This window comes from Clostridium sp. DJ247, from assembly GCF_014231265.1.
Genome location: NZ_JABAIW010000013.1, coordinates 19,723 through 45,422, shown reverse-complemented (window position 1 = coordinate 45,422; position 25,700 = coordinate 19,723). Strand labels below are relative to the sequence as shown.

Sequence of the window (25,700 nt, the reverse complement as noted above, 5' to 3'; positions counted from 1 at the left end):
TAACTGCATTACAATATTGAAATCTAAATTTATATATTATAGGTGAATTTTATGAAAAAACTTATTTTGGCAGAAAAACCTTCAGTAGCTAGAAATATCGCTGAGGCTTTAGGGTGTAAAACAAAAAAGGACGGGTATATTGAAGGGGAGCAGTACATAGCAACATGGGCCTTTGGTCATTTGCTAACTTTATATGATTGCAAAGACTATGATGAAAAGCTTGCTTTATGGAGCTTTGAGAATTTTCCATATATACCTGGTGAATTTAAATATAAGATAAAACCTGATGGTAAAAATAGAAACAGAATAGATACTGGTGCAAAAAAACAATTGAATATAATAAAAGATCTAATTAATAGAGATGATGTGGAGGAGATTATTACAGCTACAGACTACGATAGAGAGGGCGAAACCATAGCGCTAGTTATATATGGCTTTCTTAAAGTTAAAAAGCCAATATACAGAATATTAATTAATGAATGGACTCCTGAGGAAATAAAAAGAGGATTAGCAAATTTAAAAACTAATAAAGAAATGAAGCCGCTGCAGGATGCTGGATTGGCTAGACAATACACAGATTGGGTTATAGGAATCAATTTTACTTCTGTTGCAACTATGAAATACTGTAGAGGTAAAAGAAACCTCTTGAATATAGGAAGAGTACTAATGCCTACTTTAAAAATGGTTTATGATAGAGAAATGAAAATTAAAAATTTTAAAGTAGAAAAGTATTTCGAATTATATGCTGAGTTTAAAGCAGAAAAAGGAACCTATAAAGGAAAGTTTTTTCATGGAAAAACCGAAAAGTTTAATAATAAGGAAAGTGTTAAACGCTTAAAAAGTGAAATTGAAAAGAAAATCGGAAAAGTTATTGAAAAAAAGGTTGAAAATAAAAAAGAATATCCACCAAGTCTCTTTAATTTAACTAATCTTCAGGGATATATAACCAGCAAATATAATGGGTGGACAGCAGATAAAGTGTTAAAGGTAGCACAACAGCTATATGAAAAAAAATATATAACTTATCCTAGAACATCCAGTACAGCATTAGAAGAAAGTCTTAAGGATAAGGCAGAGAAAGTGTTAAATAGTTTAAAAAAAGGGTTATCTTTTGAGAAGGAAATAGTTTTTAATACCTCTAAAAGAATATTTAACAATGAAAAGGTAGAAAGTCACAGTGCTATTATACCTACATATGTAATTCCTAAAGGTCTTAGTGAAGATGAGGAAAAAGTTTATGATGCCATAAAAAATAGATTTTTATCTCAATTTATGATACCAGCAGAATATGAGCATACTGAAATTATTACCTGTGTAAAGGGAGAGAAGTATGATAGGCTATTTTCTACAAAAGGAAAAGTAATGATTGTTAAAGGATGGTTAAAATTATATAAGGAAAGCAGCAAAGATGAGTTACTGCCATATGTAGATAAAGATGAAGAAGTAGAGATGACGGATATAAAAATCATGGAGAAAAAAACTAAGCCACCAGCTCATCATACAGAAAAAACTTTACTTAAAGCTATGGAAACCTGTGGCAAAAATGCAAATGATTCTGATAAAGAAGAAGATGTAGATTTAGCTGTTTTAAATGGATATTCTATAGGAACAGCTGCAACAAGAGCAGAAATTATTAATAAATTAAAGTATGCAGGATATATAATAACTAAAGGTAAATCTTTACTTATAACAGATAAAGGTGTGAAGCTAATTGATAACTTTCCTATAAAAGAATTAATGGATACTGATTACACAGGAAGAATGGAGAAGTCTTTATTTGATATTCAAAAAGGGGTATTAAACAAAGAAGTGTTCTTAAATAATATATTTAACTTTACAAGAAAAGGTGTAGAAAAGATAAAACTAAATAAAGCAGTTATCATTTCAGATACTAGGGAAAATAAAGGTTAAGTTATTATAGCTATCAATTTGTAGATGAAGATATAAATTATTTGTCAACATATTATAATGAGTTGGCAAATTTTGTTTCTAAGGTTTTTATCTCTAAAGCATATTAAAAAATAATTAGTCAGCATGCTAGCCTATATTGCGTCAGGCTGTGTTGGCAGAACCCTTTGATAGCACAGCTATCAGCGGAAACTATCTCTTTGCCTAAAACGAAATATTCGTGGCATCTTTAACTTATTATTTTATTTTATATTTAAAAGGATTTAATGCAAGGTTAAATTTGGAAGTATATATGCTGAACTAGTGTAATTAAAATATATTTTTGGCAATAATATAGATAAAAACATTGAAAGGTATGAAAAAATTATATGAATAGAGTTTTATTGTTATCTATAATATTTTTTTGGGGATTTATATTTGTTATAGTATTAGCATTACTTAAAGCAGCAGCAAAAGAAAATAATATGTATAAATAGTATTATTTTCTTAAAGTTTATATTAGAATGTAAATTTATATTATAAAAAAGGACAACCTAATATGAATAAAATTAATAAAAGTATAAACAGAATTTTTGGCTTTATAGGGAATTTTTATTCTCTATAAGGTGAAAGTATTAGATTTAGTAGTCATGGGACAAATATTTTACTTCATATGAAAATATAGATGAAAATTATTTATTATTAATGATTTTTAAATCTTGTTTACATAATTTTTATAACATATTCATAACAACTTCATATGTAATCATTATAATTCTAATTATATACATTTAATATAATGCAAAATATATGGAGGAAAATTAATGAGACGAAGCATAATTTTAGCAATAACTCTAGCAGTTAACACTTCTATGTTTACATATGCTTATGCAGCAGGAATTGAGGATAGTCAGAAAAAATTAAATGAGATAAATAACTCTATTTATCAAAAGAAAGATAAGTTAAAGGATATAAATAATGAGAAAAACAATGCAGAAAAAGAATTGGATAACTTGGACAAGAATATGAGTAAAGTATCTTCAAGGCTTCAAGAATTAAAAGGCAGAATTGAAGGGCTAAATTCCAAGATAGGAGAAAAAGAAAAAGAAATTGAAATTGAAAAACAGGAATTTTCTAAGGCAAACCAACTGTTTATGGAAAGAGTGAGAGTTTTATATGAATTAGGTAATGTTGGATACTTAGATGCTATTTTGAGTGCAACAGATTTATCTGATCTAATAAGTAGAATAGATATGGTGAGAAGAATAATGGAATATGATAATAAACTAATAGTTGATATTAGGAATAGACAACAGAGTTTAGAAAAAAGCAAATTAGAGTTAGAGAAGAACAAAAAAACTTTAACTGCTTTAAAGAGTGAAGCTGATGAAAAATATAAATCATTACAGGTAGCATCAAATGAAAAAAGGCAATTAGTTGTAAACCTTGAAAAAGATAAGACCTTTTATGAAAATATGATTTCTAAGGAGGAATCAGAATCTAAAGATATTACAAGAACAATTCAAAATCTAAAAAGCTCAAGTAGTAAACCTAGTGTTTCAAGAGGAAATAGTGTACATGCATCATCCGCTAGTGTTAGTTCCAATGGAAAATTATTTAGTGTAACAGGAGGAGCATATCCTATTACATCTCCTTTTGGTATGAGGTACCATCCTGTTTTAAAATACAGTAGACTTCATGCAGGAATAGATATAGGAGTACCAATGAATACTCCGATTTATGCTTTAAAAGATGGTGTAGTTATTGCGGCTCAATCTATGTCTGGATATGGTAATGTGGTAATGATTAACCATGGAGACATTACTTCTGTTTATGGACATAACTCTTCAGTGGTTGTATCTGTAGGACAAAGAGTTAGTGGAGGACAGTTAATTTCCTATTCGGGTAATTCAGGTGTTTCATCAGGTCCTCATCTACATTTTGAAACAAGGAATTCTGATGGACAACCTATAGAACCCAGTGGATATTACATACGTTAAGCTTAAAATTTATTGAAATGTAAAATATACCCTTGTATTATACAAGGGTATATTTTTATTAAAAACAATAGTTTAAACTATCTAGCAGATTTAAGTTTTTCAATACCTACTTTAACTCTTCTTAAAGTCTCTTCTTTACCAATTATATCAGCTATTTCAAAAGCTCCACCAGGAGAAGATTGCTTTCCTGAAACAGCTGTTCTTACAGGCCATAAAACTACTCCATTTTTAACACCTAATTCTTGAACAAGTTCCATACAAACATCTTGAACTGTATTGAAATTCCAATCATCAATTGCTTCAAACTTTGGAAGTATTTTTTCAAGAGTTTCTAAGGAATTTTCATAGGTAGTTTTCATTTTTTTATGCACATAGAAATCTATGGAGTACTCAGGGAGTTCGCCAAAGAAAGCTACAGCTTCTGGGATTTCATTTAATACTTCAGCTCTTGTATGCATAAGTTCACTTATCTTTATAAAATCTAAATCCTTATGAATTACTTCTTTATAATATTGAAGAGCAAGCTCATGAAATTTCTCAAGAGGAAGAGCTTTTATATATTCACTATTCATCCATCTTAGTTTTACAGGATCAAAAATAGCTGGTGATTTATTAATATTTCTATAATTAAAGGTTTCTACTAATTCTTGTAAAGTAAATATTTCTTTGTCTGTACCAGGATTCCATCCGAGTAAAGCTATATAATTTAATACAGCCTCTTTTAAATATCCCTTGCTTACTAAATCCTCAAAAGAAGCATCACCGTTTCTCTTGCTTAATTTATGTTGTGCGTCTTTCATAATTGGAGGGCAGTGAACATATACAGGAACCTCCCAACCAAAAGCTTCATATAATCTATTATATTTTGGTGAGGATGATAGATATTCACTTCCACGTACTACATGAGTTATACCCATTAAGTGATCGTCTACAACATTAGCAAAGTTATATGTAGGGAATCCATCAGATTTTATAAGTACCATGTCATCAAGCTCTGAGTTATCTACTGAAATTGTTCCATATATTTCATCATTGAAAGTTGTTGTACCTGTCTGAGGATTATTTTGCCTAATTACATAAGGAATCCCTGAGGCTAAATTTTCTTCAATTTCTTCCTTTGAAAGATGAAGACAGTGTTTATCGTATTTAGGTGTTTTCTTTTCAGCTTCAGCATCAGCTCTAAGAGAATCCAATCTTTCCTTTGTACAGAAACAGTAATATGCCTCACCTTTATCAATTAACTTTTTAGCATATTCTGAATAAATAGGTGTTCTTTCACTTTGAACATAAGGACCCACAGGGCCACCTATATCAGGACCTTCATCATGGTTAAGGCCTGTAGCTTTTAATGTATTATAAATGACATCTAATGCACCTTCTACATATCTCTCTTGATCAGTATCCTCAACTCTGAATAAAAAATCTCCACCATCATGTTTAGCTATTAAATAGGCATATAAAGCCGTTCTTAAATTACCAACATGCATATATCCAGTTGGGCTTGGGGCAAATCTTGTTCTAATTTTAGTCATCTTTTTCACTCCCGTTATTTTAAAATAAAAACCTTTCATCTGAAAGACGAAAGGTAAACTAGCAGAATATAATCCATAATAAATAATATAATATCAGCCATTTTATGTCAAGCTTCAATTGAGATTGTATATAATACTCAAGGCTTTATATACTATGAATTTAAGAGAGTATTATTTGAAATAATTTACAAATATTAATTTCTATTTATTAAAAGTTTAGTTAAATATAACAAAAGGCTTTTAAACTATAAGGATTTTTAGTATAATTTTTATATATTAATTCAGTTTTTACATAGGAGGTAGTCATGAAAATAAATAATAAACTTGCCATAGTTTTCACGAGCTTTGCAATAATACCATTAATCCTATCTGGAGGTATAATATATTTTGTAAATAGCAGTGTAAGTGACTTAACAAACTCTAATAATACTATAGTAAAAACACTGCTTATCACTATGTTAATTGTTGGTATTATATCAGCTGTAATATCTATAGCTATAGGGAAAAGGATTTCAAGTCCTATTGAGAAGATGTCTGATTCTATGAATAGAATTGCAGAAGGTGATTTTACTGCTTCAATAGAGATAGAAGGAAAAGATGAAATTACAAGTATGTTCCATAAGTTTACGGATACTCTAAGCAAAATTAAAGATTCTTTGTTATCAGTCAAAGATACTAGCAGTGAACTAGGGGATTCCGCAGCAACCCTCTCTGCTACATCACAAGAAATGCTGTCAGCAACAAATCATGTCACTAGTTCTATACAACAAGTTGTTACTAGTGTAACTCATCAATCAACTGAAATATTTAATGCAGTTAAACTTTTAACTAATTTAGCTGCTGAAATTAACATGGTTCAAGAAAAATTAACTGTAGTAGGAGAAAGTACCAAGGAAACAGAAGGTAAAGCTGTAGAAGGAGAAGGTAAAATTTATGAGTTAATAGGTGTAATTGTTAACATTAAACAGTCCTTTGATATAGTTTTACAAAAAATAGATGGATTATCTTCAACAGTTTCTGAAATTGGAAAAATTACAGATATAATAAGTAATATATCAGAACAAACTAATTTATTGGCATTAAACGCTTCTATTGAAGCAGCAAGAGCAGGTGAACAAGGAAGAGGATTTACAGTAGTTGCAGATGAAGTAAGAAAGTTGGCAGAAGAATCAAAATTTTCTTCAGAAAAAATTATAAGTCTTGTAAAATCTATTACAGTAGAGACTAATGATGTAATGGATAACTCAAGTAAAGTAAGTGGGCTACTTGAGGAACAAGCTGTTGTGGCTAATGATACTATAATATCCTTTGAGGAAATTATATCTTCTATGCGAAGTGTACCAGAATTAATAGAAGAAACGGAAAATTTATTAAATAGTACTATTAAGGATAATAGTATGGTATTAGAAAGAGTTCAAAAAATCTCGGAATCGGCACAGGAGGTTTCCGCTGCTTCTGAAGCTATATCATCTTCGTCAGAAGAGCTGCTAGCATCCTCCGAAGAGGTTGCGCAACTTTCTATAATTGTATATGACAGATCCTCAGAGCTTCGTAGTAAAGTAAGTACATTTAAGGTTCAATAGTATGTAAGTATAGATGCCTAGTTGAAAACTTAACATATATAAAGAAATATAGCCGCTCTTTACTCCCAGTTAAGCAGAGAGCCAAAATCTGTGATTTTGATATGGTCGCTTACTCTGTGAGTACTCATCTAAAGAGGAGTTTCCTATAAAGATGGGAGTATTAGAGCGGGTAGTCATCGGATAAATTTTTGAAACCTTATATATAAGTTATATGTATAGGTATGTTATAAATAAACTTTACTATAATGTCATATATTTAACTTTTACTCCTTGTACATGGCATAATTCATTTTCTAATTGTTTAACTTCATCTAGGCTAGCACTAAGGTGCAGAATTATTAGACCAACCTCGGAACAAGAATCCTTTCTAACCTCATGTAAACCAAGTCTTGTTTTTATTATACATCCATACTTAGTTAAAACTGTTTGAACTTGTGGTGCATGAGCACTCCTAGGATCAATAGTTAGAGCCATTATTGTAGTTTCCATAAGTAATCTCTCCTTATCACATTAAAAAATAAATATATTATTTATTATATACTTATTTATGGGAATAAGTATAATACTTTAATAAATTTTTCTAAGTTTATTTAAATTTAGTTATTTATTAATATTAAATTTAGGTGTAATGCATATATATTTATTGGAATAAAAAATACACAAGTTAGCTAGTTGTGAGGAGAGATTTTTTATGGCTTCTATAAACTTTGAACTATGTGAGTTGGTAGACATCATCAAAAATAGTGTTAAAATGCCCGAACAAATAAGAAAAATTGGATGTGAGGATGACAGTATAAAAGTTACTATAGATCCTGGTAAATTGGTACCTTCATTCAATGTTATTTTAACTTACGATAGATTCGATAAAGGTAAAATAATGTTTAGTGTGAAATCTAAAGGTCCTGTTAGATTGATTATGTCTATATTAAATACAACAGGAGTTAACATAAACAAGAGTATTTGGGAGATTAATGCTAATCATTTCTCTTTAGATATAAATGATTATCTTAGAAGTAAATTTAACTTTGTTGAAGTAAAAGATATAATAATTAAAGATGATAAGTTTAGTATTATTTTGTAGTAAACTAAAATTAATAACTTTTAATTTTTTGTAAATAAGCATTTTTACTAATGTAAATTTCTAAGGAATTATTGTATAATCTTCGTAAATACATAAAGAGAATATATTAGTAAAAAGGAGTAAGAAACGTAGATTATCTTACTCCTTTTTATTCATTTGGAATTAACAGCAAGGTTTACTCTATGTCTTAACTGAGAGTAAAGGGTAGCTGTGTTCCTAGATAACGTTTTCTAACACTATTTAAGTTATACATCTTTAATAGTGTTTTTTATCTGTTCTAATAATATATCCTTATCCATAGAGTCTAAATCTTCTACAGAATCTAAAATTGAAAGTATCTTGTTCCTAATTATACTAAATTTTTGTGATACCATCCCTGGAATAAAAGTATCCCCAGGCTTTGCTATAAAAGTTGAATAACCTTTTGATTGTAGAAATTCATTAAAGCTTTGCTGTACATTATTGTCGCCATGTACAAGCATCACTTTTTCAGGTTTAGCTTTAAAACTCTCCAACCATTCTGTAAGACCATTTTTATCAGCGTGACCTGATAGCCCGTGAAAATTATAAATCTGTGCATTTACGGCTATTTCTTCGCCAAATATTTTAACTTTTTTAGTTCCATCTACGATACTTCTTCCAAGTGTTCCTTCAGCTTGATAACCTACAAATACAATTGAACATTCTTTTCTCCACAAGTTATGTTTTAGGTGGTGCTTTATTCTTCCAGCTTCACACATACCACTAGCAGAAATTATTATTGAACCTTTTTGTATTTTATTAAGCCTAGCGGATTCTTCAGGGGATTTTGTAAAAGTTAAGCCTTCAAAATTTAATGGGTCATCACCTTGATTCAAAAGTTTTTTAGCCTCTTCATCGAAATATTTATAGTATCTAGAAAAAATTGAGGTGGATTCAGAAGCTAGTGGACTATCTACGTAGACAGACACCGCTTTTAATACATCACCTTCTACATATTTGTTTAAAGTATATAAGACTTCTTGAGTCCTTCCTACGGCAAAGGAAGGAATTATTACGTTACCACCGCGTTTGAAGGTTTCCTTTATAATCTTTGCAAGCTCATTTAATTCAGAAGATAAATCTGTATGGAGTCTGTTTCCATATGTGGTTTCCATGATAACATAGTCAGCATAATCGATAGTTGTTGGATCTTTTAATAATGGTAGATTTTTATTTCCTAAGTCTCCAGTGTAAACTAGTTTTATTTGTTTTTTATCGTTAATATCTTCAGATATAAGAAGTTCAACTATAGCAGAACCTAATAAATGGCCTGCATCTCTAAATCTAATTTTAACTCCATCAAAAAGTTCTACCCATTGATCATAAGGGTATCCGTTGAAAAGGTACATTGTAACTTCTGCTATCTTAGATGTATACAGTGGCTCTAATTCTGATAATCCTTGTCGTACTCTTTTTCTATTTTTCCATTCAACTTCTGACTCTAAAATATGACCGCTGTCTGGTAACATTACACTGCATAAATCTCTTGTGCCTTCAGTACATATGATTTGACCTTTAAAGCCATTTTTATATAGAAGAGGAAGCCTCCCGCTATGATCTATATGTGCATGAGATAAGATAACGTAATCAATGTCTTTGGGATTAAAATTAAAAGTTTCATTACCTCTTTCTTTCCCGTCTTTTCCTTGATACATTCCACAATCTAAGAGAATATTTTTATCTTTAATTTTTAATAGGTGACAGGAACCAGTTACACAACCAGCTGCACCATAAAATTCAATTTTCATTGTAATCCCCCCTCGGATGATTTACTTAAATTATAGCATAAAATTAACAAAATTAAAAATATTAAAGTTTTAGTTGCTAATAATATATAGATATGGAACTTTTAAATTTAAAAGTTCCATATCTATAAAGTCTTATGTAAGTTTTTAAAAGTATTTGTTTGTTAAAATATGGTATAATGGGGTTTAATGTAACAAAGTTTTATATTTAACTACTAAATCAGTTAAAAAAGTATATATTTTATTAAAAGTCCAAGTAAATAGAATTAAAAGAATAATATCAAAGGTGTAGTTAAATAAAAAAAGTTGCTTAGAAGTATCAGCTTCGCCATTTCCAATGTAAGGCATTGGAAACTGTAAAATTCCAATAATCATGAGTAACCATAAAAGCTCTATACGTAATCGATTTGGTATATCATTTTTCCTTTTTATATACTCCATGATAGATAATAAAATTGTTAAAACATAGAATAGTATAATAAAGATTAAATTTTTAGGTAAAATTGAGTTTCTAAAGTCTGACCAAAGGGTAAATCGTTTGAATGTAAAAGTATATAATTTTACTGCAGATTTTTCATATTTTCCAAGGAAACTTCTTGTGTCAAAACAGTGGGATGAGGTATACTCCATACCTTTTATTAAGCTTACTGGATTAAGTAAATAAAATTTTAAAAGCTTAAAATTATTAATTTTTTTATTAAATTCATTTTCAGTTAGGTCAGACCAAGGTACGTATTTTACATACTGATTTTTGGGCAAATAAGCATGTTTTCCTGCATCTAAGGTTAAGTCGGGTGGTAAACCTAGTACTGCCAAATCTTTTTTTGGATTTGCTGAATTTTTTAATATACCGTAAAAAACCGAGTTGTACTTGGTATCTACTCCACAAGTACTATCTACTTGTTTATATATACTAGTTACATAAAATATTAGTATAAATGTGGCAGCAGTAAAGGTACATAAAGTTCTAATATTAGTTATTCTTTTTCTATGAATTAAGGCTATACGTATAATAAAAGAAATTACAAAGGGTAAAGCTACAAAACACTGTAGTTTAGAGCCTAAAAATAATAATGCAGGAACAAAGAGAACAAAAATAGTTCTAAAGTTTATTTTTTCTATATGCTCACATAGGTATAAAATAGATGAAATAAACAATAGTAAGCCCACAATCATCATAGGTTCTCCATATAAACTATTAAACCATATGAGATAATTTCCATCTATTAATATAAGTAAGGATAACAATGTGAAAAATATGTATGTTCCAATTTTATTAATTCCAATATATCTAACGCACATATATAGACTTAGCATGTATAGTACAGCATAAACAATAGCTAAGAATCTAGTGTCAAAATACTGTATCCCAGCTAGTTCAGATACTGTTCTAACTAATGTTATAGGGTAAATTAAACTGGTTGTAGGAATGATACCTATAAGTCTTTTTAAGTCTATTGAAACCATTTTGTATTGAGTTACTACATAGTGAAACCAGTGAGAATTATAATCATTTCCCAGAGATTTAAGCTCATCCAAGCCAGTAACAGACATTACTCTTTGAAAATCTCCTTGATCCGCAACACCTGGCATTGGCCAGCAAAATAACGTGTATATACTTATAATAGCAGCTGTTATTACAGCAATTAAGCTTATATAATTTGGTAAGGTGAAATAATTTTTACTACTTATCTTTATACACTGTTTTTTTAACACTAAAACCATCCTCCGTAATTTAATATAAGTGTAAAATTCAATTATGGCTAACATATATAGTATGTGCTGGAAAATAAAAATTAAATCATAGAGCATAATATAATTCATGTTTTGATTTTTTGTATAGCAAAGTATTAGTAGGAATAACAATTAGGACAAAAACATATTTATACAATAGCAAGTAAATTCTAGGAGGATTTATGTCGGGGTATAAATGCAAAGTTAAACTTTCATATCCAAAACCAAAAGTGGAATGTCAAAATGTAGAATATGGAAACATACTTCTTCAAGACTATGCAGGTGCAGTTAGTGAGCTAACAGCAATTAATTTATATGTATATCAACATATTATTAGTGAAAAAAAATTTAAAGATTATTCTAAGCTTATAATGGGAATATCTATAATTGAGATGAAGCATTTAGAGCTTTTAGGAGAAACCATAAAGCTACTAGGAGTAAAACCTATTTTTATTAGCTCTTTTGCGCCTAATGGACAACTATGGACAGCAGATTATGTAAACTTTTCAGATTACCTTTTGGAAATGCTTATAGCAGATATGGAATCAGAGAAAAACGCCATAGAAAATTATGAAGATCACGCTTGTTTAATTAAAGATGAACATGTAAGGAAATTGCTTTATAGAATTATATTAGACGAAAAACTTCATTTAAAACTTTTTCATGAAATGTATGAAAAATATAAACGAAAGTTTGATGAGGAATATTAAGAAAAGCATGTAGCATAACTTAATATTGCTACATGCTTTTCTACTATATATATTTTCCTCTTCTTTTTCTTCTATTAATACTTGCTAGTTTTTTAACTATAAAAGCAATAGCACCCAATACGACTATCACTACACCTGCGGCAGCTCCATATATAGGAAGATTATTTTTAGTAAGTGCACCTTTTGGCACATTGGCATAAAGTTTGTATTCTTTAGACAGATTTCTTTCATTTAAAGTTAAAGTACCAACAGCATTGTTACCTTTTAAGTTTGATAAAGTTAAATTATTTAATGATACAGATTCTTTTAATTCACCTTTATTAACAGTGTTGTCATAATAAGTTACATTATCCTTAACAAGAATAGGAACATCTATAGTTTTTTCAGGTCCTATAAAACCTAAAGGTCTATATTTAAGAGCTTTTGTTGATATTACAGAATCCTTATTGTGTAGAGTCGTGGCTTTAGCTGAATAGCTCCAGTCTATAATTTTTTTCATATCATCAAATACAAAAGAATCATTTGCATCATAAACAGAATCCATAACTACACCCAATATCTTTCTTCCGCCTCTTTCATAAACTGCGACAAGACACTTTCCAGCGGGAATAGTATATCCTGTTTTTCCACCAATACACCCATCTTTGCCAAGAAGCTTGTTCCTATTTTCTACTATGAAGATAGTTCCTTTAGAGGTTTTTATGGAACTCTTCAGTTTTCCCATAGACTCCTTAACCCAAGGATTTTTAAATGCTGTTCCTGCAATAACGCTTAGGTCATAAGCTGTAGTGTAATGATTAGCATCATGAAGACCATTAGGGGTCACAAAGTGTGTATTTTTTAAACCTAATTTACTTACTTCAGCGTTCATCCTATCAGAAAAGTCTTTTACACTCTTGTCTACATTTTCAGCTATCATATAGGCAACATCATTACCAGAATACAGTAAAAGACCGTCCATAGTATCAGCAGCAGACATAGTTTCTCCAACATCAATTGTATGTAGGTTAACGTTTAAGGAATATTCAGGTTGTGATTTAGCTCCTTGAGTATATTTTAGTATATCCGTTTTATTTTTATTTTCAGCAAGCAGTAAGGCTGTCATTAATTTTGTTGTACTAGCAGGATATACTTTCTTGTCTATATCCTTTGCATAAATTATTTCACCAGTTTCTAAGTCTACAGTAATGGCTGATTTTCCATAAATTTTAGGCTCTGCTTGCGTCCCATCATTTGAAGCAAACACATTAGAACTTAAGGAAAAAAGCATGATTAATATTAATAACAAACAGAATTTTTTTTGTTTCAAGGCACATCTCTCCATTTACTTAATTTTATAGAATTATTTATATACATATATTAAAAAAAACATATAATTAAATTATGATATTTTTTAGTATAACACTTAGTAATTAATTTTACAATTAATTAACCTAATGAATAGAAATTAATCATATATTTGGAAATTACTAATACTTTAAAGGAGCAAATAAAATGGTTGAAAAAATAGAAAAAATTTTTAAATATAGAGATGCAAGTATGATAGATAATTTTAAAAAAAGCGCAGTTATGATTTTACTTTGTGAAGAAAAAGGAAAAACTAACATAATATTTGAAGTAAGATCTTTAAAGCTAAGAACTCAACCGGGAGATATATGTTTACCCGGAGGAAAAGTAGAAGAGAGAGAACTTCCACAGCATGCAGCCATAAGAGAAACATCAGAAGAGCTGAATATACCTATAGAAAATATAGAGTTAATAGGAACTATGGATTACATAGTTACTCCTCATAATTTTATAATATATCCTTTTGTAGGCAAAATAAATGAGACTAATATAAATCCTAATAAGGACGAAGTAGATCATATTTTTAAAGTGCCAATTGAATTTTTCATGGAAAATTTACCTATGTTTCATGAAATAGATATTGTAGCTAAGCCAGATGAGAACTTTCCTTATCACCTTATAAAGAATGGCAAAAACTATAAATTTAGAAGTACAAAAATGGCAGAATATTTTTATCAGTACAAGGATTATAATATATGGGGATTCACTGCATTAGTTATAAAGAGATTTATTGATATTATAAAAGAACAAAATATATAATAATTTAAAGGCACAATACGGATATGAAACTTTTAAATTTAATTTAAAAGTTTCATACCTATATACAGATAACTAAAAGAAGGCTCTTTTATACAGAAGCCTTCTTCTTTAATCCAGGATAAATAAGTATAGATAATACTACTAATACAGCATAGATTATTAAATACGTAATGGGTATTAAAGTCATCATATAAAAAAATTTTAGAATTACAAAAGCAGCTGTAGATACTATAAACCAAAACATACATAAGTGGTACATACGTGTATTTCGATGACGCCAGCTCTCAGGGTCTTTCATGTTTCCAATAATCTTATCTGCTTTATCACTGTCAGGCGAAGATTTTATTACTAACAATTTAAAATATAAATATGCAGCAATTGAAATAATAGCCATAGTTAGAAAAAAATAAGAAAGAGATATACCAGTTAGCATTCTTAACAACTCCTTTTTGTAACACTAATTATATAAATATAATCAGTATTATTTTAACCAAAAAAGAGTAAAGAATGTGAAGTAAGAGTTGAAATTATTCTGCTACAAGTTGGTGTTGTTGGGATTGGGTAGAATTTTCCATTTTTTCATAGTACTCTTTTCCCCATTTACACATACTATCTAATATAGGCATAAGGCTTTTTCCTTCTTGAGTTAAGGAATATTCTACCTTAGGAGGAACCTGAGGATAAATTTTTCTGTTTATCATACCATCAGATTCAAGTTCTCTTAATTGTTGAGTCAACATTTTTTGAGTTATTCCTGGTAAAGTTTTTTTTACTTCACTAAATCTTTTAGTACCACCAACGCCTAAGTGCCAAAGTATTAGTGGTTTCCACTTCCCACCTATAATATCTAATGTTAACTCTACTGTACAAGTATACTCCTTGTTTCGTATTTTCATAACTTTACATTCTTTTTCCATGTTTGTGTACTCCTCCCATTATAAATAATCAAAATAAATAAGTATTTTCATTATCACTATTAATGATATAGGGTTTCTAGCTTGAAACTTAACTTATACGTAGGAATATGTTGCCAAAACTGAAGCGCATTTGAAAACTTTTTTATCAGTCTTAGTGAAGTGTTTTTAGAAAATCTTAGGAGCTTTGATATGTTTGAGGTACGAGTTTATCAAAGTTTCTTAGATTTTCAAAAACACGAACTTTAGACTGATTAAAAGTTTTTAACGTGCTGAAGTTTGGCAACATATTCCGGAGTATAAGTTAAGTTTCCACTTTGAAACCCTATATATGAAACAGAATAGTATAAAATATATACTTAGTTCTTATATGTTTGTACCTTATAAAAAAAATAATACTAATAAAATTATATCATTAATAGTACTATTATTCAAATAAGTATTTGAGCAATTTTTACATATTGGTTAATAGCTAGAAAAATATTGAAATACATACTTATAGTTAAATTTAAAATATTGGTAAATAATATTCAAATTTATTTAATATTATTGTATAATATATTTAATTTATAGTGAAGCTTAGGTGTAATACAAGGAGGGGTACATGATATGAGAGAATGTCCATTCTTATCAACATATGAAAGTAACGTAGAATGTTTTAGGGACTGCGCTTTATATAATTATAAAGACAATGGAGGAAGGTGTCCTTTTACAAATCTTATGGAATATAACAGCATAAAGAGTAAGAGCAGAAATGATTTAATTGAAAGTATTGAAAGAGATTTGGGTTTTATAAGAGAATCTTATTTGGAAAGAGATAACCAATATTTATAACATGAATAGAAGAGACAGGAACTATAGCAAAACTAATACTATTGCATACCTGCCTCTTTTATTATGTGTAAAAACAATCAAAATCCTATCAGTATGATTACTCTTCGTAATTTTCCGATAGATTAAGAAGTAAATTTTGTTTTAAGTTCCAAAGATCCTTTGATAAATCTATATAGTAATTATGAGGATTCTCAAATCTTAAAACTTCAGGCCACATTTTATCAGTTTCAATTTGAGCTATTTGTCTAATTTCCATAACGCTAGGACTTTCATATACTGGATTACCTTTATCAAATATTTTTACCATAAGCTCCTTAGCGTAGTAATTTTTTAATTTCTTCTTTTTCCACGTAAAAACTGGGTCAAATAGTTCAAGAGGTTCATTGTCATCTATTACTTCGTTATTAAGTGTTATTAAATCTGCTATAGCTTGATGTTGTCCTTTATCAAAAATTCTATATATTTTTTTGAAGCCTGGGTTGGTTATTTTTTCTTCGTTTTCACTTATTTTAATTTTAGGAATGATATTCCCTTGGTTATCCTCTATAGCAACTAGTTTATAGACTCCTCCAAATACGGGTTCTGATTTAGCTGTAATTAATCTTTCACCAACACCAAGTAAATCTACTTTAGCACCTTGATTTAAAACATCTCTAATGATAAACTCGTCAAGAGAATTTGATATAACTATTTTTACATCTTCAAATCCAGCTTCATCAAGTAATTTTCTACACTTTTTTGTTAAATATGTTATATCTCCACTATCTATTCTAATTCCTTTAGGTCTATAACCCATAGGTAACAACACTTCATTAAATACCTTGATAGCATTTGGTATGCCTGATTTTAACACATTATAGGTATCTACAAGAAGTGTACAATCATCTGGATTTACCTCAGCCCAAGCTTTAAAGGCTTCATATTCATTTGGAAACAACTGAACCCAACTGTGAGCCATAGTACCTACTGCTGGTATGCCAAACATTTGCTCAGCAATAGAACAGGCTGTTGAACTACATCCACCTATGATAGAGGCCCTTGCACCATATATAGCTCCATCATATCCTTGAGCTCTTCTTGAACCAAATTCCATAACTGGTCTTCCATCTGCTGCTCTGCAAATTCTATTAGCCTTTGTAGCAATTAATGTTTGATGATTTATAGTTAGAAGTATCATAGTTTCAATAAATTGAGCTTGGATAACAGGTCCTCTAACTGTAATTAAGGGTTCATTTGGAAAAACAGGGTTACCTTCCGGTATTGCCCAGACATCACAGCAAAATTTGAAGTTTCTTAAGTAATCTAAAAACTTATCTGAGAAAGCATGCTTGCTACTTAAATATTCTATATCATCATCAGTAAATCTTAAACTTGATAAGTATTCAACTACCTGTTGTACTCCTGCCATTATGCAATATCCACCGCCATCAGGAATCCTTCTAAAGAACATATCAAAGTAAGCTATTGTATCTCCCACACCACTTTCTAAATATCCGTTTCCCATAGTAAGCTCATAAAAATCAACTAACATGGTAAGATTCCTTCCGCTTCTTACGTTAAAATTCTTAGTGTATTCCATAAATAAATCTCCTCTATCCCGTTATAATAAAATATTTAATGTTAATAATTTATATATATACACATTTTAATACTTTGTTAAAATTATTACAATAGTGTAAAAAACAATATACAACGCAAAAATTTGATATTATTCATATATAAATATAAAATATAGATATACAAAAGATCTATTTATCCGATGACTACCCGCTCTAATACTCCCATTTTTATATGAAACTCATCTTCCTTAGGTCAGATGAGTACTCACAGAGTAAGCGATCATATGAAAATCACAGATTTTGGCTCTCTTCTTAACTGGGAGTAAAGAGCGGCTACGTCCCTGGATTCGTTCAACTAAGAATCAGGTGGGGGTTAAATGCCTAAATGGCATTTAACGGGCAGTTTAACCATGGTAATCGGCTATAAGAAACTGCCCCGGGGTCGTAAGACAAACCCCATCTGATTTAAGTTTCACTTTATATGTAAGGGAGAATAACATGTTGGAAAAACAAAAGCTAGATATATATCAAGAAAATGCAGTATATACAAAGGAAAAGAATGTATTGATTGTAGCACCTCCTGGGTCTGGAAAAACCACCGTTATTATGAATCGTACAGCTCATCTTATAAAAAATTGTGCCATAAACCCAGATAACATGATTATTATGACTTTTACTAAGGCAGCAGCCATGAATATGAAGCAAAGATACATGAAGTTATCAAATAGTAATATGATACCTTTTTTTGGAACTTTTCATGCTCTGTTTTATAAAATATTAAGTAGGTATCAAGGGAAGCTAGATATAATAAGTTCAAATGATACTTTTAAGCTGATAAATGGAATACTTGTTTCCTATCTAGATTCTGTGGGGGAAGAAAAGGTAAAAGAGGTTATAAATGATATATCACTTTTTAAAAGTAGTGAAGAAAATATAGAATACTTCAATTCTAAAGTAGACAAAAGTATTTTTGTAGAGTGTTTAAATTTATACGAAAGATACAAGCAAGAAAAAGGATTAAAGGATTTTGATGACCTGCAGCTAGATGCTAAGGCATTGTTTATTAAAAGACCAGAACTATTACAAGGATACAGAAAGCTTTTTAAATACATTCTAGTAGATGAATTTCAAGATTGTGACAAATTGCAAATAGAATTACTACAGATGCTTGGAGAAGGAAACTCAATCTTTGCAGTGGGTGATGAGGATCAATGTATATATGGATTTAGGGGTTCTAGACCAGATTGTATGGTAGAGTTTGAAAAGTATTTTAAACATGGTAAGAAAATATTTTTACAAGTAAACTATAGAAGTACTGAAAACATAGTAAGCTTATCTAAGAATATAATCGAAAACAACAAAAATAGAAATAACAAAGAAATTAAATGGAACAATAATAATCAAGGAGTTATAAATTTTTATAGTGTTGAAAATGAAAAAACGCAAGCAGAAAAAATATCTGAAAGTATACAAGCTTTAGCTAGTAAAAATAACTATGACTATAATAACATGGCGGTATTATATAGAACTAATATGGAAAGTAGAAGCATAGTTGAGGTTTTGCTAAAAAAGAATATTCCTTTCAGGCTTTTAGATAGAGAATATAACTTCTTTGAGCACTTCATATGCAGGGATATAATAGCATATTTAAAGTTAAGCCTTGACGTTGCTGATAAAGAAAGTTTCGTCAGGATAATAAATAAACCTTTTAGATATGTTAGTAAAGTAAATATTGAAAAGGTCAGAAGAAATAGTTTTAAAGAAAATTGCTTTCAAGTCCTTAAGGATATAGTTGATATACCAGTTTTTCAAATTAAAAACATTGAAAGACTAGAAGGTGATATTTTAAGATTAAACAAAATGTATTTAAAAGATGCAATAAATTATATTATATATACTTTAGGATATTTGGAATATATAAAAGATTACTGCCAAAGAAGTAAAATAGATGTAGAAGAGTTAAAAGATATTATGGAGGAATTCAAAGAATCCGCAGAGGACTATATGACTATAACATCTTTTTTAGCTCATGTTCAGGAGGTCAAAGAACAGCTAAGTAAAAAAAGGATAGATAACATTGGTGTAGTATTAAGTACTATACATGGAGTAAAAGGTATGGAGTTTGGCAGTGTGCATATAGTTAATTGCAATGAAGGGGTAATACCACATATAAATAGTCTGCCAGAAGGTATAGAAGAAGAAAGAAGACTTTTCTATGTTGGTGTTACTAGAGCTATTGAAAATTTAAATATATACTCTGCTAAGACTATAAAGGGAAAAGCCAAGGAAGTATCAAGATTTAGAAAAGAATGTGGATTAGAAGTTATAGAAAGCACCTATGATAAAAATGAACTGAAGGGTAAGTACGAAATAGGGAGTTATATAATACACAAGACCTATGGAGAAGGTAAAATATCTGGCTTTGAAGATAAATATATTAGCATACTTTTTAGTAATGGCGTTGAAAGAAAATTTGATGCTTTTGTGTTGGAGAGTAGTGGGTTGATACTAAAAAATAATAATTAATTAGAGAAATAATTTAGAGAAATCATTCTATACATGTAACTAGTCAAAAAACAGTTGGAGGTAATGAAACTATTACTGAGGTAGAGTTTCAAAGTTTAAAGGATAGAATAATACTGAAATGAAGTATGCAAGTGATTGAAAGTGAATTTTACCACCTTTATTCTAGAGAACAGCTAACTAATATTGAGATAAGGGTGTAATTGTAAGAAAAAAGCAAGATTTAATTAGATATTGTCCAAAATAAAGGGGTTAATCCGATTTTATGATTAAAGATAAAAAAGTAATTTTAAAACTAACATATGATATACTAATGACTTTGTTATCCTTGATAGCTGTAGTTATGTTAATAATTGATAGTTCTTATAATTTGTCTAAAAGTATTACAAATATATTTGAAATTATAGATAATATAATACTATTTATTTTCGTAATAGATTATTTTATGAGGCTATTCCTAGCTAAAGATAAGAAAGCTTTCTTTAAAGATAATATAATTGATCTAATTACGATAATACCACTCGATTCGGTTTTTCAAACAGCCAAGATATTAAAACTAACAAGGCTACTTAAATTTACAAAATTATTTAAGATCCTAAAAATACTCAGAACCATAGTATTGCTACTGAAATTCCGAAAACATATGGATAAATTTGTAAAAACAAATAACTTTCATTATGCCATATGGATTACTTTAACTACATTACTTGTTGGCACTTTAGGCATACATTTTGCTGAAGGCATTACATACGGAGATGCCCTTTGGTGGAGCTTTGTTACTATTACAACAGTAGGATATGGTGATATATCCCCTATTACTCCGATTGGAAGGGTATTAGCTGGTTTTCTTATGCTTGTTGGTATAGGGTTTTTAAGTATGCTTACTAGTACTATATCAACATTTTTCATAAGTGGAAATAATAGTACAAGCTATAAAAACGAAACTATTGATAATATAAAAACTAAATTAGATAATTTTGATGAATTGGATATAGAAGATATAGAAGAGATTTGTAAAATTTTAAAGGCTCTTAAAGAGTAGAACGTTTTTTTTTTTAAATTCATCTTAAAACTAATACTCTAATAATTATTAATATATAACGTATTGCTTTTATAAAAGCAATACGTCCCCTAGAAAAATAAGTTTTACTAGGGGTATATCTTTTGGGAGTAGACGAATATAGTATACATATGTTTATTAATTAATTAGATATGTGGAAGCTTCAGACATTAATTGAAAAATGTTCATTAAAACATTAATTTCTATTGAACCGCCGTGTACCGAACGGTACGCACGGTGGTGTGAGAGGTCGGTAGATAAAATAATTATCTACCTCCTACTCGATTATTGCATGAGGTTATATTTTATTTTTTAATCTTATAAATTCTTCACTTAATATTTTAAATTGCTGTTCATTTAATGGGTAAGTATCTAACACATAGTTTAATTCAGCTGTTACTAAATCCAGTTTATTTTGAAAGTACAATTTATTGTTTTTATAATACTCTTTATCGTATTCCTCATCATCTATAGCGTCCACTTCATAAGATATCAGATAAATATCTGCTATATTAAACATCTGAGAAAATTCATTTCCAAACAAATCATTATCTATTTCAACGATTCTTTTATTTTTATAGTATATGTGTACGTTTTCTATGCCGTTGTAGAATAGTTTATTTTTAAAGGTTACGGCATTGTTGATATCATATAGTTGTTTAGATTTTATTCTTCCGTTTTCAAGCCATCTAATTTCTAACATGATTAAACACCTTCCTCATATTTACATTTTAACCTTTATTTGATTTTTCATTCTTTGGTCTGTATCTTTAAATAATATAAAATTAATAATTTATTTTTACAATTACTTATACTATAATATATATTTATAAATAAAATTTTATCACAAATCTATTTAATATTATAAAATAGATTTGTGATAAAATATTTTTTTGCTTATTTTATAATATTAAATAGATTTTTATATGATTTTTATATAGTAGATATTAAAGTAGCTTATCTATAAAGTAATAATAACATGATTTAAATGAATTTATTGTTATGTTATGTAAATGCATTTAATATTTTTCCCCATAAATTATGTGCTTTTGTATTGGAACGTAGTGGATTGATACTAAAGGTATAGTAGTAACTAAAAATAAAACTTTAGGAGTAGCAAATATTATATTTATAGAATATATATATAGTATAAAGTATAAAGTAATCATGATAGTCGCAATAAAATTATAACTAATGAACATATAGGTAGACCTATATGGTCAAGCCTTGATTAGGAGGTGACTATTATGTATCCTTACTATCCTTACTATCCATATTATCCATATTATCCATATTATCCTTATGGAGGATATGGATTCGGTATTCCTTTCCTATTAGGTTTGGAATTGGGATTGATTTTTTAATTATATTGTTTTAGTAGTAATTTGTGTAAAAGTATGGTATACGCCAATTGTGGTGTATACCATTTTTAATAAATAAAATGACTTCATTACTCAAAATTATTTGTTCTTATTGTCTTTTATCTGTGAAAAATTTTTCGAAAATATATTAAAGTACTATTTTGTGAATTCCTTAAAATAGGCACAAACTTACTGTGCCTGTTTTCAATTTGAGCAAAATTTATAGTATGTTGTAATACTTTGTTTTATTCAGCATAGAATATATTAATTAGGTATCTAATAACAAACTATAGTAGGGAAATAAGTAATTATATAAGAAAGATTTTATCTAAATAAATTCATATATACATATATAGTAGTATTTTGTGACGATAATGATTATATGTGATACAATACTTTAGTATATTGTGTGGAAAGTTTGACTTATACATAATATGTGTTATACTATATATATAAAATTTTATTATTATTTAAATTTAGGAGGGGAACATAATGATTTCTTTTAAAAGAATGTGGGATGATGTAACTGTGATCCTTTCAAATAACCAAGTAAGGGATTTTGAAATAGTAGAAAATTTTAATAGCGGTTTTGTAATTAAAGATAATAATGATACACATTTCATTACTAAGGATGACTTTGTAAGTTTCTGGTGTAATATGTTATGCTTTAATAAAGTAGAAAAAAAGCAGTTAATTGGAGATGAAAAGTTAAGATTGAACTATGTTTATCATGTAATAAAATCTTTACCATACATAAATGAAAATGAAGATACATTAAATCTAACTGAGTAGTTTATTGAATGTTTAAATTTAATGTTATATAATCTTATTAAAAGCTCATATTCTTAGAATATGAGCTTTTAAATTATAAAAGAAGAGGTAAGAGTTATGGACAGCGTTAACATAAATCCACAGGATATAATTTTTGCTTTAGATATAGGGACTCGCTCGGTGATAGGAACCGTAGGTATTGTTAGAGATAAAAAATTTTGTGTAGTTTCTGAATATTCTATGGAACATGAAGAAAGAGCCATGATAGATGGCCAAATACATGATGTATCCTTAGTTGCTAGTGCAGTTAACATGGTTAAAAAGCAATTAGAAGAAAAACTAAAAATAAAACTTGAAAAGGTAGCTATTGCAGCAGCAGGTAGATTTTTAAGAACTGTTACTGTAAAGGCAGAGCTTAAAATTGAAGATGATAAAGAGATTGATAAGGATATAGTAAGAAGTCTTGAACTTACAGCAGTAAAAACAGCAGAAAAACAAATTAATAACCAAGCTAGTGGAAAGCTTTATTGTGTAGGCTATAGTGTTAAGAATTATTATTTAAATGGATATGTAATAAGTAATTTACTTGCCCAAAAGGGGGAAACTATAGAAGTAGAAGTTATAGCCACATTTTTACCAAGATCTGTAGTAGACAGTCTTTACTCTGTAATGAATAAGGTAGGATTAGAGGTAATAAGTTTAACCTTAGAGCCTATTGCAGCTATAGAGGCCGCTATTCCTAAAAATTTAAGGCTGCTAAACCTGGCATTAGTTGACATAGGAGCTGGAACCTCTGATATTGCAATAAGTAGTAAAGAAAGTATTAGTGCCTATGGCATGGTTCCTTTAGCAGGTGATGAGGTTACTGAGCTTATAGCACAAAATTATTTGCTGGATTTTAATACTGCAGAAAAAGTTAAAAGACAGTGTACTGCTTGTGAAACCATTAAATATACGGATGTATTAGGATTAGAAAATGAAATTTCTTCTGAAGAAATAATTAAATTAATTACTCCCATAGTAAAGAAAATAGCTGAAGAAATAGGAAGCAGAATCATAGACTTAAATGGAAGCAAGTCCACAAATGCTGTTTTTCTTGTAGGTGGTGGAGCACATACGCCCCTGTTAAGAGAATTTTTAGCTGAAAAACTTGCCATAGCTCCTGAAAGAATAGCAATAAGAGGAAGAGATGTAGTAACTGACTGTGTATGTGAGGATAACTCCTTAGGAAGTACTGGTGTAACAGTTTTAGGTATTGCGCTGGTATCTATAAAAAGGTTAGGTCACGATTTTATAGATGTTATATTAAATGGAAATGTAGTAAGCTTATTTAATTCTCATAAACATACTGTTATGGATGCAATGATGCAAGCTGGAGTAAATCCTAAGGTTTTGGTGGGTAAGAATGGAAAGAACATAAGATTTATGTTAAATGGAATAAAAAGACTAGCTTTTGGTACCTTGGCAACTAATGCAGAAATAAGAGTTAACAATAGATTGTGCAGTATAGATGAAGAGGTAAAAGAGGGAGACAAAATTGAAATAACTTACGCCATGGATGGCAAGGATGCATCTCCAAAGGTGTTGGATTATGTTAAAAGGTTGTATTCTATAAGCTTCTTTATGAATGATATAATAGAAAATCTAGAGCCTATTGGTATAATAAATGGTGAGAGGATAACTTTCAATGATAAAATAAAGGAAAATGATGATGTTAAAATAATATTTCCAAAAACTCTTGATGATTATAAACAATATTTTATGCAAGAACCTGATGAACACATATATTATATAAATGGAAAAGTGATTAAAGGTGATTATATAATACAAGATGGGGATAGAATATACAAATTAAAAAGGGAAGAAGGTCATGCAAGTTCAATAAATGAACAGGGCATTACTACTAAAAATCATAAGGGTGAAACTGATGCCAACACAGAAAAAAATTTAGATTCATCATCCTATAAAGAAATAGCTGCAAGCGAAACTTCTAATAGCGTAGATTCTAAAGCTGAAACAAATAATATAAATTCTAATAAAGATAAGAGGTTACATGAAAACGCAGCTGATAATGATGAAATACATATTACAGTCAATGGAGAAAAGCTAACTTTAAAAGGTAAGAAAGAGTACATATTTGTAGATATATTTAATCATGTTAAATTTGACTTATCTGTTAGTAAAGGTAGTTTGTATTTACATTTAAATAACAGCAATGCTGGATACTATGATAAATTAAAAGAAGGAGATATAGTAGAACTAGGTTGGAAATAAATTAA

20 protein-coding genes are annotated in these 25,700 nt (G+C 29.1%); 11 read left to right on the top strand and 9 right to left on the bottom strand.

Annotated elements, in window-relative coordinates:
• Nucleotides 1-51 precede the first annotated feature (51 nt).
• Together HGI79_RS07360 and HGI79_RS07355 are read left to right on the top strand one after the other, a co-directional pair.
• Entirely contained in the window at nucleotides 52-1,911 is a 1,860-nt protein-coding gene (locus HGI79_RS07360) for a type IA DNA topoisomerase (protein ID WP_185650024.1), read from the top strand.
• 800 nt (nucleotides 1,912-2,711) lie between these two features.
• A complete protein-coding gene (locus tag HGI79_RS07355; protein WP_185650023.1) occupies nucleotides 2,712-3,887 on the top strand; it encodes a murein hydrolase activator EnvC in 1,176 nt (391 codons plus the stop codon).
• A 77-nt stretch (nucleotides 3,888-3,964) separates the two neighbouring features.
• Here the strand turns inward: HGI79_RS07355 and gltX are convergent, their stop codons facing one another.
• The gene (gene gltX, locus HGI79_RS07350) at nucleotides 3,965-5,419 is read right to left on the bottom strand and encodes a glutamate--tRNA ligase (RefSeq protein WP_185650022.1); all 1,455 of its coding nucleotides are present in this window, start codon (nucleotides 5,417-5,419) and stop codon (nucleotides 3,965-3,967) included.
• 305 nt (nucleotides 5,420-5,724) lie between these two features.
• Between gltX and HGI79_RS07345 the strand changes: the two genes are divergently transcribed.
• Complete coding sequence (locus tag HGI79_RS07345) at nucleotides 5,725-7,002, top strand: methyl-accepting chemotaxis protein (protein ID WP_185650021.1); 1,278 nt, start codon at nucleotides 5,725-5,727, stop codon at nucleotides 7,000-7,002.
• A gap of 240 nt (nucleotides 7,003-7,242) precedes the next feature.
• Here the strand turns inward: HGI79_RS07345 and HGI79_RS07340 are convergent, their stop codons facing one another.
• Nucleotides 7,243-7,491, bottom strand: coding sequence for a hypothetical protein (locus HGI79_RS07340; RefSeq protein WP_185650020.1), 249 nt, complete (start codon nucleotides 7,489-7,491; stop codon nucleotides 7,243-7,245).
• A gap of 202 nt (nucleotides 7,492-7,693) precedes the next feature.
• On the opposite strand from HGI79_RS07340, the gene HGI79_RS07335 reads away from it, so the two are divergent.
• A complete protein-coding gene (locus HGI79_RS07335; protein WP_185650019.1) occupies nucleotides 7,694-8,083 on the top strand; it encodes a hypothetical protein in 390 nt (129 codons plus the stop codon).
• 245 nt (nucleotides 8,084-8,328) lie between these two features.
• Here the strand turns inward: HGI79_RS07335 and HGI79_RS07330 are convergent, their stop codons facing one another.
• The gene (locus tag HGI79_RS07330) at nucleotides 8,329-9,852 is read right to left on the bottom strand and encodes an MBL fold metallo-hydrolase RNA specificity domain-containing protein (protein WP_185650018.1); all 1,524 of its coding nucleotides are present in this window, start codon (nucleotides 9,850-9,852) and stop codon (nucleotides 8,329-8,331) included.
• 183 nt (nucleotides 9,853-10,035) lie between these two features.
• Complete coding sequence (locus HGI79_RS07325) at nucleotides 10,036-11,565, bottom strand: hypothetical protein (protein ID WP_185650017.1); 1,530 nt, start codon at nucleotides 11,563-11,565, stop codon at nucleotides 10,036-10,038.
• 200 nt (nucleotides 11,566-11,765) lie between these two features.
• On the opposite strand from HGI79_RS07325, the gene HGI79_RS07320 reads away from it, so the two are divergent.
• Nucleotides 11,766-12,293, top strand: a complete 528-nt coding sequence (locus tag HGI79_RS07320) for a manganese catalase family protein (RefSeq protein WP_185650016.1) — start codon at nucleotides 11,766-11,768, stop codon at nucleotides 12,291-12,293.
• Between the two features lie 43 nt (nucleotides 12,294-12,336).
• On the opposite strand, the gene HGI79_RS07315 is transcribed toward HGI79_RS07320, so the two are convergent.
• Nucleotides 12,337-13,602 carry a D-alanyl-D-alanine carboxypeptidase family protein gene (locus HGI79_RS07315; RefSeq protein WP_185650015.1) on the bottom strand — a complete coding sequence of 422 codons (1,266 nt, stop codon included), beginning with the start codon at nucleotides 13,600-13,602 and terminating at the stop codon, nucleotides 12,337-12,339.
• A gap of 185 nt (nucleotides 13,603-13,787) precedes the next feature.
• On the opposite strand from HGI79_RS07315, the gene HGI79_RS07310 reads away from it, so the two are divergent.
• The gene (locus HGI79_RS07310) at nucleotides 13,788-14,399 is read left to right on the top strand and encodes a CoA pyrophosphatase (protein ID WP_185650014.1); all 612 of its coding nucleotides are present in this window, start codon (nucleotides 13,788-13,790) and stop codon (nucleotides 14,397-14,399) included.
• A gap of 88 nt (nucleotides 14,400-14,487) precedes the next feature.
• Here HGI79_RS07310 and HGI79_RS07305 read toward each other — a convergent pair whose 3' ends face one another.
• Nucleotides 14,488-14,832 carry a hypothetical protein gene (locus tag HGI79_RS07305; protein ID WP_185650013.1) on the bottom strand — a complete coding sequence of 115 codons (345 nt, stop codon included), beginning with the start codon at nucleotides 14,830-14,832 and terminating at the stop codon, nucleotides 14,488-14,490.
• Between the two features lie 94 nt (nucleotides 14,833-14,926).
• Nucleotides 14,927-15,316, bottom strand: a complete 390-nt coding sequence (locus HGI79_RS07300) for a helix-turn-helix domain-containing protein (protein ID WP_185650012.1) — start codon at nucleotides 15,314-15,316, stop codon at nucleotides 14,927-14,929.
• A gap of 606 nt (nucleotides 15,317-15,922) precedes the next feature.
• Here HGI79_RS07300 and HGI79_RS07295 point away from each other — a divergent pair.
• Complete coding sequence (locus HGI79_RS07295; protein WP_185650011.1) at nucleotides 15,923-16,147, top strand: hypothetical protein; 225 nt, start codon at nucleotides 15,923-15,925, stop codon at nucleotides 16,145-16,147.
• Nucleotides 16,148-16,244: 97 nt separating this feature from the next.
• Here HGI79_RS07295 and HGI79_RS07290 read toward each other — a convergent pair whose 3' ends face one another.
• Nucleotides 16,245-17,726 (bottom strand): nicotinate phosphoribosyltransferase, encoded by a 1,482-nt coding sequence (locus tag HGI79_RS07290; protein ID WP_185650010.1) that lies wholly within the window; start codon nucleotides 17,724-17,726, stop codon nucleotides 16,245-16,247.
• A gap of 478 nt (nucleotides 17,727-18,204) precedes the next feature.
• Between HGI79_RS07290 and HGI79_RS07285 the strand changes: the two genes are divergently transcribed.
• Complete coding sequence (locus HGI79_RS07285) at nucleotides 18,205-20,232, top strand: ATP-dependent helicase (protein ID WP_185650009.1); 2,028 nt, start codon at nucleotides 18,205-18,207, stop codon at nucleotides 20,230-20,232.
• A gap of 262 nt (nucleotides 20,233-20,494) precedes the next feature.
• Complete coding sequence (locus HGI79_RS07280) at nucleotides 20,495-21,271, top strand: potassium channel family protein (RefSeq protein ID WP_185650008.1); 777 nt, start codon at nucleotides 20,495-20,497, stop codon at nucleotides 21,269-21,271.
• Between the two features lie 316 nt (nucleotides 21,272-21,587).
• Here HGI79_RS07280 and HGI79_RS07275 read toward each other — a convergent pair whose 3' ends face one another.
• Nucleotides 21,588-21,992, bottom strand: a complete 405-nt coding sequence (locus HGI79_RS07275) for a hypothetical protein (protein WP_185650007.1) — start codon at nucleotides 21,990-21,992, stop codon at nucleotides 21,588-21,590.
• A 1,150-nt stretch (nucleotides 21,993-23,142) separates the two neighbouring features.
• On the opposite strand from HGI79_RS07275, the gene HGI79_RS07270 reads away from it, so the two are divergent.
• Both HGI79_RS07270 and HGI79_RS07265 read left to right on the top strand, forming a co-directional pair.
• Nucleotides 23,143-23,442, top strand: coding sequence for a hypothetical protein (locus tag HGI79_RS07270; protein ID WP_185650006.1), 300 nt, complete (start codon nucleotides 23,143-23,145; stop codon nucleotides 23,440-23,442).
• A 96-nt stretch (nucleotides 23,443-23,538) separates the two neighbouring features.
• Nucleotides 23,539-25,695 carry a cell division protein FtsA gene (locus tag HGI79_RS07265; RefSeq protein WP_185650005.1) on the top strand — a complete coding sequence of 719 codons (2,157 nt, stop codon included), beginning with the start codon at nucleotides 23,539-23,541 and terminating at the stop codon, nucleotides 25,693-25,695.
• The last annotated feature ends 5 nt before the right edge of the window (nucleotides 25,696-25,700 follow it).